At 59.9% G+C, this 10924-nt stretch carries 10 protein-coding genes; 5 read left to right on the top strand and 5 right to left on the bottom strand.

The annotated features are described in order from the left end of the window. Positions 1–151 precede the first annotated feature (151 nt). Complete coding sequence (proB, locus tag NW805_RS02050) at positions 152–1267, top strand: glutamate 5-kinase (protein WP_041436197.1); 1116 nt, start codon at positions 152–154, stop codon at positions 1265–1267. Positions 1268–1353: 86 nt separating this feature from the next. On the opposite strand, the gene raf1 is transcribed toward proB, so the two are convergent. From raf1 to infC, 4 genes are all read right to left on the bottom strand, one after another. After that, the gene (raf1, locus tag NW805_RS02045; RefSeq protein WP_414421476.1) at positions 1354–2457 is read right to left on the bottom strand and encodes a RuBisCO accumulation factor 1; all 1104 of its coding nucleotides are present in this window, start codon (positions 2455–2457) and stop codon (positions 1354–1356) included. Positions 2458–2621: 164 nt separating this feature from the next. Beyond that, positions 2622–4568, bottom strand: a complete 1947-nt coding sequence (locus tag NW805_RS02040; RefSeq protein ID WP_414421475.1) for a serine/threonine-protein kinase — start codon at positions 4566–4568, stop codon at positions 2622–2624. Between the two features lie 126 nt (positions 4569–4694). Further along, positions 4695–5159, bottom strand: coding sequence for a thioredoxin-dependent thiol peroxidase (gene bcp, locus NW805_RS02035; RefSeq protein WP_414421474.1), 465 nt, complete (start codon positions 5157–5159; stop codon positions 4695–4697). A gap of 15 nt (positions 5160–5174) precedes the next feature. After that, the gene (gene infC / locus NW805_RS02030; protein ID WP_011432175.1) at positions 5175–5732 is read right to left on the bottom strand and encodes a translation initiation factor IF-3; all 558 of its coding nucleotides are present in this window, start codon (positions 5730–5732) and stop codon (positions 5175–5177) included. A 293-nt stretch (positions 5733–6025) separates the two neighbouring features. Here infC and NW805_RS02025 point away from each other — a divergent pair, with 293 nt between their 5' ends. The 4 genes from NW805_RS02025 to NW805_RS02010 all read left to right on the top strand — a co-directional run bounded on the left by NW805_RS02025 (position 6026) and on the right by NW805_RS02010 (position 9968). Further along, a complete protein-coding gene (locus NW805_RS02025) occupies positions 6026–6292 on the top strand; it encodes a hypothetical protein (RefSeq protein WP_414332053.1) in 267 nt (88 codons plus the stop codon). Positions 6293–6333: 41 nt separating this feature from the next. Continuing rightward, positions 6334–7719, top strand: coding sequence for an aspartate ammonia-lyase (locus tag NW805_RS02020; RefSeq protein WP_414421493.1), 1386 nt, complete (start codon positions 6334–6336; stop codon positions 7717–7719). Between the two features lie 40 nt (positions 7720–7759). After that, positions 7760–8500 (top strand): Uma2 family endonuclease, encoded by a 741-nt coding sequence (locus tag NW805_RS02015; protein WP_011432178.1) that lies wholly within the window; start codon positions 7760–7762, stop codon positions 8498–8500. A 79-nt stretch (positions 8501–8579) separates the two neighbouring features. Further along, the gene (locus NW805_RS02010; RefSeq protein WP_414421473.1) at positions 8580–9968 is read left to right on the top strand and encodes an MFS transporter; all 1389 of its coding nucleotides are present in this window, start codon (positions 8580–8582) and stop codon (positions 9966–9968) included. 386 nt (positions 9969–10354) lie between these two features. Here the strand turns inward: NW805_RS02010 and NW805_RS02005 are convergent, their stop codons facing one another. Continuing rightward, positions 10355–10816, bottom strand: a complete 462-nt coding sequence (locus tag NW805_RS02005; protein WP_414421472.1) for a hypothetical protein — start codon at positions 10814–10816, stop codon at positions 10355–10357. Positions 10817–10924: the final 108 nt, after the last annotated feature.

Raw genomic sequence — 10924 nt, 5'->3', positions numbered from 1 at the left:
TTTTAAAGGGCGTCGGCTATGGTCGGCGCTATCCTTCCCCGCCCTGAAGGACGGGGCTTGCCGCGCCTTTTGGTCAATACAGCTGCGTCTTGACTCCGCTATGGTGGCGCTATGGTGAATAGAGGGGTGGGAGGATGGGTTGAGAGCGGCGATGGCAACAACAGACGTGACGGTGGTGGTGAAGATCGGCACCTCCAGCCTGACAGATACTCAGACCGGCTTGTTGCGTCTTTCGGTGTTGGGGCCGCTGGTGGAGGTGCTGACCCACCTGCGCAGGCAGGGGTATGCGGTGATCTTGGTCTCCTCTGGGGCGGTGGGGGTGGGCTGTGCTCGCCTTGGCTGGCGGCAACGACCGACGGCTATTGCCGAGAAGCAGGCGGTGGCTGCGGTGGGACAGGGGCGGTTGATCCGCCTTTACGATGACCTCTTCTCGGCTCTGAACCAGCCAATTGCCCAAGTGCTGCTCACCCGCGGCGATCTGGTGGAGCGCAGCCGCTACGTGAACGCCAATCGCACTTTTGCCCAACTGCTGCAGATGGGGGTTATTCCCATCGTCAATGAAAACGACACGGTGGCAGTGGAGGAGCTGAAATTCGGCGATAACGACTCGCTTTCGGCGTTAGTGGCCAGCATGGTGCAGGCCAAGTGGCTTATCCTGCTCACAGATGTGGACAAGCTCTATTCGGCTGACCCCAACCGAGATCCCTCTGCCCAGCCCATTGAGCGGGTGTTGCCCGGGATCCCGCTACAGGTGAAGGCCGAAGCCCAGGGGAAAAGCGGCTGGGGCACCGGCGGCATGGCCACCAAACTGACCGCTGCTCAAATTGCTACAGCTGCAGGGGTAACGGTGGTGATCACCAATGGCAAACGGCCTGAGCAGATCCCGGCAATTCTGGCCGGCGAGGCCATCGGCACCCGCTTTGATCCAGCTCCTCAGCCCGCCAGCGCCCGCAAGCGATGGATTGCCTACGGCCTCATCCCCGAGGGATCTTTGACTTTGGATGAGGGGGCGGTACGAGCGGTGTGCGAGCAAGGGCGCTCGCTGTTGCCGGCAGGGATCACAGCCATTTCTGGGGAGTTTGAGGCGGGGGCTGCCGTGCGCCTGTGCGATCCCAGCGGCCAGGAGGTGGCGCGGGGCCTGGTGAACTACAGCGCCGAGGAGCTGCGGCAGATTAAGGGCAAAAAAACCGCCGAGATTCCCCGCATCCTGGGCTACGAAGGGGTTGATACTGCCGTCCACCGGGATAACTTGGCCTTGCTCAATTGAGGCCATGGGTGAGGCCATGGGGGCGAGTCCAGGCGCGGTGCTCTGCACCACTAGCACGAATGGCTACAACGGCGGGATCCCAACGCCTATTCTTCCAACTGCCAGGGATCCTGAGCCAGCACCTCATCGAAAACCCGCGGGGGGCGCACGGCCATCAGCACCTGGCCCAACAGGGGAGAGGAGGGCGAGTCTTCTATCCACTCCACCGCCAGGGATCCGGCCCGCTCCCCCAGGAAAAATCCCGCCATCTGAGCTCCCTCCCAAACCCGAGCGGCGCGATCGACCACCAGCAAAACCGGATCCTGTTCTTCACCGGCAGGCACCGGCAAACCCAACAGGGATCCCAAAAGCCGGTTTTCCACCTGAAGGATCACCGGATCCCCGGCCTTTTGAATCACCGGCCAAGCAGGCAAGGCCATCCAAGTCTGCTCCGCCGGGCTGTTGACCCAGCCAAAGGGCCCTTGCGGCTCGCTGGGGGGGATCCCTTCCCAGGCGGCAGTTGCAAGAGGCAGGGATCCGGCCACCGGCAGCAGTCGCGGCAGATCTTCTTCCAAGCGAAACACGGACAGCTTGGGCAAAACGCTGCGTTGGGGGCGGGAGCTGGTGGCAATCGTGGACAAGAGCTGCTCCACCTGTCGGCGGGCTGTATCACTGTGGACATACTGAAACGCTCGACCGATAGCCCGAGTTCGCTCCTGCAGATCGCGGGTTTGCTGGGCCGTTCTCCAGGCCTGATAGGCTACCGCATCGCCGGGGTGATCCGTAAACCCTTCCGGAAGCTGTTGGAGCTGGGCATAATTTTTCACGGCGCGGGCGATCTCATGAGCATCAGCGGCATTCAAATGGCGACTGAAGATAAATTCCGCCACCCGAACCCGATCCTGTGGAGAGAGAATGCGCAACTCGTAGAGGATATCGCTGCCTTTATGGGCAAAATGCCCCAGAACTTCTGGGCTGGCTCCTGCTTTGGCCATCCCTTCGTAAACCTGGGCCGCAACAAGGATCTGGTTTTGGTGAATGGGCTCAAACCCGGTTGCCTCGAAGATGGCCTGGGGAGTCATTTTCTGTCGTTGCAAAGCTTGACAGGCCTTGGCCCAATCCAGCCACCGGCCCTCTTTGCGGCGCAGCCGCTCTACCAACAAGCTGGGATCCTCCTCCACAGCAGCAGGTTCCGGCAGATACTGACTCATGCTTGTTCTCCAACAGGCTGGACAGATCACCACTCCCCTGGTCCACAGCCCAGCAGAGCTGGCCGGGCATCTGGCCAAACTTGATCTTCAAACTTGATCTTAGGGCTGATAGCGGTTCTGGCCGAGTCCGGTCGCGACAGCGGGACGGAGTCCTTGGCGAAACTCTAGATCGCTGGGTCGCACAGCATCACCTGGGAAGGCTGTCCACTCACCGGCAAGCAGTTCAGATCCAATTGCCAAAGCTGAGACAGGTGAGATTTCTCTGCTTTGGGCACCTGCAGCCAAATCTTGCCCCTTTGGCCCACCTGCAACACCTGTGAGCCGTTAGGCACAGCTACTTGGGCCAAGGGATCCCCTTTTTCACTGTACAGCCAGAGGGAAGTGGATTGCTCGCCCTCTCGACACAGCAGCAGCACGCCCCAAGGGGCCTTGGCCATCTGGACAGGTTGCCCTTTCAAGAACCAGCGGCGCACCCGCAGCGGATTCACCTGCACCGAGTGGAGATAGGGGCAGCAACCTTGCTGGCCTTCCCTTCCCTCATCTGTTGCCGCAAAGAGCAACCGTTCTCCCAAGCTGATCACCCCCCCTTGGGGATCCAAGGGCAGGCGATAGCGAATGGGCTGGGATCCCGTCTGCAGAGACCAACCGGTCGCGACAGCGGGATGGCGTCCCTTGGGATAGGGCAAGAGGCTCATCTCCACCCACTGCTGCCCCACACCTGTCAACAAAACCAGATGCTCCGAGAGGGCCAGCAAGCGGGACAGGGATCCCTGCCAAGGCCAACGAAAATAGCAGCGGGAATCGGGGAAAGGCTGTGTTCCTGTCGACGTGGCCGGCTGCCATTGTACGGCCCCCAACTCTTGGGCGGTGGCCCAGAACAGCTCCTGTCGCTCTGCCAGCCAGGTGGCCTGCCAATCCCCTTCAAAGCTGAGCAAGGTGCGGATGCGGCTGGGGCTGAGGTGCAAAAGGCTGCTTCGGGAGAAGGCCAGGGCCTCTGGGAAGGTGTTCAAGGGCAGCACCGCCCGAATTGGCTCGTCCAGGGAAAAACGGGCCAAAGCAGGGGATCCCAGGGCAAGGTTCTGGAGCTCCAGCCATTCCAGCCTCTGGGGGGTCACCCGCAACAGCAGCGGGGATCTGGAGCCGCTGGGATCCTCGCAGATGCAGAACTTTTGCTCGGCCAGGAACCCCATCCCGCCAGTGTCAACAGAGCCCAGATCCGGCAGATCCCAAACCTGTACCCCAGGGGGCGGCCATCTGGGCAGGCGAGGGCCAACCCAACAACTGGCCAGCTCTTGCCACTCTTGGGCAACCACCGCCAAAGCCGACCGCATTTGGGCAGCAGTGCGGAACCGCCGCAAGGGCAACTTGCGTAGGGCTATCTCCAGCACCTCCCGCAGCGGGGCAGGGATCCCTTCGGGACAGACAAACGGCTGGTTGAGGTGGGCGTGCATCAACTGGCCGGGGGATCCGGAAAAAGGCCGCCGGCCTGTCAACAGCTCCAGCAGGATGATCCCCACCGCGTAGAGATCGGAAGCGGGACTGAACTGGCCATAAAACCGCTCCGGGGCCATGTAGGCAGGGGATCCGGTGGCGGTGATCTCGCCGGCAGCAGGCTGCAGGCGACGGGCGATGCCAAAATCCGTCAACTTCAGTTGCCAGCCCTGGGGCGTGGGCTTGAGCAGGATGTTCTCGGGCTTGACATCGCAGTGGATCACCCCCTGCCGGTGGGCATGATCTAACCCGGCCAAAATCTGATCCACAAAGCCCAAAACCTGCTTGACCGGCAGCCACAGCCCTTGCTCCACCTGGTCGATCAGCTCCCGCAGCGTGCCTCCCTCGCAGTACTCCAACACCAGGTAGCGACCTTCGCGGGCATGTTCGAGGGCGTAGCAGCGGGTAATGTTGGGGTGGTTGAGGGTGAGCAGATGGCGCAGCTCCCGCAGCAGATTTTGGGTGGGAAAGCGCTCCGCCGGCAGCTCCTTCAGGGCCACCAGGTCTCCTCCTTGACGGGGACGGGCACAGAATACACGCCCGTACTGCCCTTGGCCGGCCAAACCCAACATTTGGTAGCTGTCGTGAATCGACTTGAGGGTACGGCTGCGTCGGGACACGGCCCTAGCCCACGAGGAATCAATACCGGCACTTTACATCTTTTTTTGCTCTTTTCGTTCCCGTCTTGGCTCAGGTTCCAGAACAACGAGCCCAGCAGCAGGTCTGCCGAACTCCCACCGGAAAGCCTAAGAGCCGGTCAACTGCTTGAGCAGCTCCGCTGCGTGGGTTTCCACCTTGACCTTGGTGATAACGGCCTCGATCTTCCCCTCCGGATCAATAACAAAAGTGGTGCGGTGAATGCCGTTGTACTCTTTGCCCATGAACTTTTTCGGCCCATAGACCCCGTAAGCCCTGGCCACCTTGGCCCCCTCATCCACCAACAGGGGGAAGGGCAGTTGCAGCTTCTGGGCAAATTTTTGGTGGGAACGGGCATCGTCGGCGCTCACCCCCAAGATGGCGATGCCGTGGGCTTGATAGTCAGCGTAGGCATCCCGAAAGCCGCAGGCTTCTTGGGTGCAGCCGGGGGTGTTGTCCCGCGGGTAAAAATAGAGCACCACCCGCTGTCCCCGCAACTGGCTCAAGCTGATGGAATTGCCCTCGGCATCGGGCAGGGTGAACTCCGGAGCCGGATCCCCAACGGCAAGGGGCATGGGTGGGATCCCTCCTCAGACCGATTTTTTGGGAGAGAGAATCATCGTGATGTTTCGCCCTTCCTTTTGGGGGGGCTGCTGCATTTCCGCCACTTCTTGTAAGTCTTTGAACAAGCGGTGCAGCAATTCTTCCCCCAACTCGGCGTGCTGGGCCTCACGACCGCGGAACATCACCGTGGCTTTCACCTTGTCTCCATCCCCCAAGAACTGTTGGGCGCTGCGCAGGCGCACGTTGTAGTCGTGCTCGCCGATGTTGTAGCGAAACTTCACTTCCTTGATCTCGGCAGTGTGTTGCTTCTTGCGGGCCTCCCGTTCTTTCTTCTCCTTCTCAAACTTGAACTTGCCGTAGTCCATGATGCGGCAGACGGGCGGGTCGGCCTTTTCGCTCACCAAGACCAAGTCCAGATCTTTTTCTTCTGCCAGGCGCAGGGCTTCGCGCGGGCTCATGATCCCCAACTGAGTGCCGTCGGTATCGATAAGGCGGATTTTGGGGAAGCGGATGCGCTCGTTGATAGCCGGCAGCTCTGCGCGCTGCTTGCGGGGGAAGCGGTCAGGTGGACGCTCTACGGTCAAGTTTTCCTCTCTCAACGAAATAACAACACAAGACAAATGCTAAGTAGGACTAGCCCCCTTCGGAGCAGTGCCGAACCCTGAGTTTGGACTCTCCAATCAAAGTCGGCCACTGGCCCGCAGGCCAAGGCAGGCTGCACCTATACTAACCGGCATTTTCCGTCTCTTTCTAGAGCCGTCAAGCGTTGTCAAGGCCCGCTCACTTGGGGATCCTGCCAGGCCGCGGTAGGATACCAAAGTGGCGATCTTGAACAGGATCGAGGGTTGTTTGTCGGCCAGCAGGGAGGGCAGAAGCGGTGCAGCTCGGTTTAACGGAACGGGAACTGACAGAGTTGGCCCAAAAGTCGGTTCAGCTCATCCTCAGCCCGCGGGAAGGGGATAGCGAAGCGCTGATCCAGTACAAGTCTTCGGCAGAATTTCGAGCGGGGGTGCATCTGGCCTGTGCGGCCATGGTGTTGGTCTTGGCAGAGAACAACGAGCGCCTCAGCCAGCAGTTGCAGGCTACTTTACAAAACTTATCTGCAGCCGTCGAGACACCCTCAGAGAAGGCTGCCGGAAGCTAGCCCAAGGATCCGCGAACGGGGGAGGAAAAGCCTTGGCTGAGGTGCGCAGCGAACGAGACTCAATGGGGGAGCGGCAACTACCCCAGTCGGTTTACTACGGCATCCAGACCGCCCGTGCCCTGGAGAACTTCCCCATCAGCGGCCTCAAGCCCCTGCCAGAGTATGTGGAGGCCTGCGTGCTGATTAAAAAGGCGGCGGCGGAGGTCAACGGCGAGCTGGGGTGCATTCCGGCAGAGGTGGCCAAGGCGATTGTCCAAGCGGCGGATGAGATCCTCCAGGGATCCCTGCGGGATCAATTTGTGGTGGATATCTACCAAGCAGGGGCAGGCACCTCTCACCACATGAACGTCAACGAAGTGCTGGCCAACCGCGCTCTGGAGATCCTGGGGGAGCCCAAGGGCCGCTACGAGCGGGTCAGCCCCAACGACCATGTCAACTACGGCCAGTCCACCAACGATGTCATCCCCACCGCCATTCGTCTGGCTGCCCTGCTGCGGGTGCGACGGGATTTTCTGGGCACGCTGGACAATTTGGTAGCGGCGCTGGAGCAGAAGGCCCAAGAGTTTCGCGGCATCCTCAAGGCCGGTCGCACCCATTTGCAGGATGCGGTGCCAGTGCGGCTGGGGGATAGCTTCGGCGCCTACGCGGCCATCTTTGCCCAACACCGTCGCTGGATTGAGGAGGCCAGCCAGGCCCTGTGCAGCTTGGGGCTGGGGGGAAGCGCCGTCGGCACCGGCCTCAACACTCATCCCCAGTACCGGCAAAAGGTGGTGCAACGGCTGGCAGAGTATACCCAGTTGCCCCTCACCCCTGCTCCCCACCCCATGGCGGCGATGCAGAGCATGGCCCCCTTTGTGCATCTGTCGGGATCCCTGCGCAACCTGGCCCAAGATGGCATCAAGCTGGCCAACGACCTGCGGCTGATGGATTCTGGCCCCAAGACCGGCCTGAAGGAGATCCAACTGCCACCCGTGCAGCCTGGCTCCTCCATCATGCCTGGCAAGTACAACCCGGTGATAGCCGAGATGTTGAACATGGTCTGTTTCCAGGTGATTGGGCTGGATACCGCCATCACCCTCGCAGCCCAAGCGGGGCAATTTGAGCTCAACGTGATGATGCCCCTGATTGCCTATGACCTCCTGCACAGCCTGCAGATTCTGAACAGCAGCCTGCGGGTCTTTGCCGAGCGCTGTATTCAAGGCATCACCCCCAAACCGGAGCGCTGCCGTAGCTACGCAGAAGGGACGCTGGCTTTGGTGACCGCCCTCAACCCCTACATCGGCTATTTGCAAGCTGCAGAAGTGGCCAAGGCTTCTTTGGAAACCGGCCAGTCCATTCGGCAGATTGTCTTAGAGCGCAACTTGATGACCCCGGAACAGGTGGCCAAGGTGCTGGATCTGGAGGCGATGAGCCAAATGCAGTCCTAACCCATTCGCTACAGTGGAGGCATACTGCTCCTGCCTGGCCATGACCATCGCCCCCTATCGCTGGCCCACCCAGCACGACTTGCCCGATACAGACGACACCCCCTTGGACAACGAGGATCAAGGCCGCCAATACCCCCTCCTCCGGGAACCGCTGCTGCTGCACTGGTCGGATCGGCAAGACTTTTTTGTGGCTTGCAATATGGGCCTTTACTACGCCCTACCCCGGCAGGTCATTGTTCCAGATTTGTTTCTGGTGCTGGGGGTTCCCCGTTGGCGGGATGGCACTGCCCGCAAAAGTTATGTGGTTTGGGATGAAGGGAATATCTTGCCTATTCTCATCTTGGAGATCATCTGCAACGACCAGGGGGAAGAAAAACCCGGACAAGCCAAATTCCAGCTCTACGAAAGGCGGCTGCGGATCCCCTACTACGTCACCTTCGAGCTAGAGACCGATGAGCTGAATGTTTATCAACTCCAGGGCGGACACTATGAGCTGCTCCCCGGCTCAGGCGCTGGAGAACATCCCCCAATTCTGTTGCCCGATTTGGACTTGAGTATCGGTCGGTGGTGGGGATCCTACGAGGGGCGAGAACGCTTTTGGGTGCGCTGGTACGATAGGGCAGGGCAATTGTTGCCTACGGGAGCTGAACTAGAACGGCAACGGGCTGAATTGGAACGGCAACGGGCTGAATTGGAACGGCAGCGGGCAGAATTGGAACGCTCCCGAGCCGAACGACTGGCCCAGCGGCTACGGGAACTGGGAGAAGACCCTGAATTTTGATCAGCTTTTCCAGGGATCCCCAAAAAAGAAATCTCCACCTACCCCCTACACTGGAATCCTGGCATTCCAGGGGGACATGATGACCAGACAGCGACTCAGTTTGTGGACGAAGCTGGCCTATGGGGTGGGGGATCTGGGCACAGGCATGACGGCCAACATCCTCATCTTTTTCCTGCTGCCCTTTCTCACCAATACCGTTGGCATGTCGGCAGGCCTAGCCGGCAGCATCTACGCCATCACTCGCTTTTGGGATGCCATCAACGATCCCATCATCGGCATTCTCAGCGACCGCACCCGCACCCGTTGGGGCCGTCGCCGCCCCTGGCTGCTGTTTGCAGCCCTCCCCTTCGGCCTCACGTTCCTGGCCCAGTGGTGGATCCCTTTTCCCGGTCGGATTGGCCCCCTGTTTGCCTACTACCTGGCGGTGTCGCTCTTGTTCAATACCTTCTACTCTGCGGCCAATATTCCCTACGCCTCCCTGACAGCGGAGCTGACCCAGGATTACGACGAGCGCACCCAGCTCAACCAATTCCGCTTTGCCTTCTCTGTAGGGGGCAGCATGGTTGCGGTGGTTACCTTTCCGCTCTTGGTCAACCTGCTGCCGGATCGGGCTGCCGGCCATCTGCTGGCCGGAGCCTGTTTTGGAGTGATCTCGGCTGTGCCCTTGCTGATCTGTTTTTGGGGGGTGCGAGAACGGTATCCATCCCAACGGGATCCCATGCCCCTGGTTCAACAACTGCGGGTGGCCTTCAGCAACCGCCCCTACCTGTTTGTCAGCGGCATCTACCTGTGTTCTTGGCTAGCGTTTCAGTTCACAGCCACAATCATCCCTTATTTCATCGTCTTCTGGATGGGCCTGCCGGAGGTGTGGATTTCCTTGGTGGTACTGGCGGTACAGGGGATCGCAGTGCTGACGCTGTTTGGTTGGACCCAACTGAGCACCCATCTGGACAAGCGCACCATGTACCTCATTGGGGCGGGGTTTTGGCTGATCTCGCAGGCAGGCCTGTTTTTTCTCCAGCCCGGGCAGCAAGGGATCATGATTGGGCTGGCTCTGTTGGCCGGCATTGGGGTTTCTGCTACGGCCTATCTCGGCCCTTGGTCGATGTTGCCGGATGTGATCGACCTGGATGAGCTGCAAACCGGGGAGCGGCGGGAGGGGATCTTCTACGGTTTTATGGTGTTCTTACAAAAGGTGGGCTTGGCACTGGGGCTGTTTTTCGTGGGGCAAGCTCTGGATTGGGCCGGCTTCGTGCCTTCGGTGGCCGGAGAGGCCCTGCCCATCCAGCCGGAATCGGCTTTGTTGGCCATTCGCGTTGCCATTGGCCCCTTACCGGGAGTGGCTTTGATCGGCGGGATCTTGCTGGTGTGGTTCTACCCAATCACCCGGCAGCGTCATCAGCAGATCCTGATGGAATTGGAAGAAAGACGGCAACAATACCACCCCAGCACCGAAAGATCTCCTTAGACCGCAAAATAGGCTACGGTTTCTAGCGGCAGAGCAACTGGCGCAATTGCGGGGGTTTTGATCTTCGGCCCAGGCTACTCCTCTCTCAGGGGCCTGCAGGATTACCTCATCAATGGCCTGAAAAAATGGCCTGAAAATCGATCACTCCTTACATCTCGCGCTGGGGGCCGAATGGAGAAAATGCCGAGACCATTGCCTGATCATCACCTTGGCCCGCAGCCTGGGAATGGATGTCACTGCCGAGGGGATCGAAACCCTACAGCGACTGCACCAATGAGGCTGTTGAACTGCGAGTATGGCCAGGGCTATTTCTTCGCCAAACCTCTCTAGGATGCAGAGCAAATGCTGCGGTTGCAACTGGACAAGAGGTGAAGGGATCCCTGCCCTCAGTCTAGGATGATGCGCAGGCCGCTACCCGAGGGAGTCACCGGTTCAGAGCTGGGCAAAATCCGCAGCCCACTGCCGGAGGGCCGGATCACTGTGTTGTCAGCATTTACGAAGAAGGTGTTGGATTGGCCGTCCCGCTCATACACCACCACGTCGTTGCGGTTGAACTGGGAGCGACAGATGATGGGGGAGTTGTCGGCAGCAGTAGCCGCACTGCAGCGGTAGCCAGGGGCAGAGACGATCTTGCCTTCTTCATCGATGGAAAAAGGAACTGCAGAGGGCAAGATTGGAGAAAAGACCGGCTGGTCGGGATTGAGGATCACCGAGCCACCTGTGCTGGGTTCTACCACGATCCCCCGCCCGTCGATGACGATCCGCTGCGCTTGGGCGGGAGAGACGGCCAGCGGCCCCAAGAGCAAAGCCATGCTTAGGCCGAGTTGGAGGGGAAACAACAGCTTCATTGGATATCTCCTTTGGCCCAGGGCCATAACAGCTTCCAGGGATCCGCCAACGATCCTTGCAGGGGATGGATCCCTGGCTCAACTTAACTTGATCTTGACTTGATCTTG

The organism is Synechococcus sp. W60.1 (assembly GCF_047461575.1).
GTDB lineage: Bacteria > Cyanobacteriota > Cyanobacteriia > Thermostichales > Thermostichaceae > Thermostichus.
Note: the sequence above shows the minus strand (reverse complement) of the source record. Positions and strands in the feature narration are given on the sequence as shown.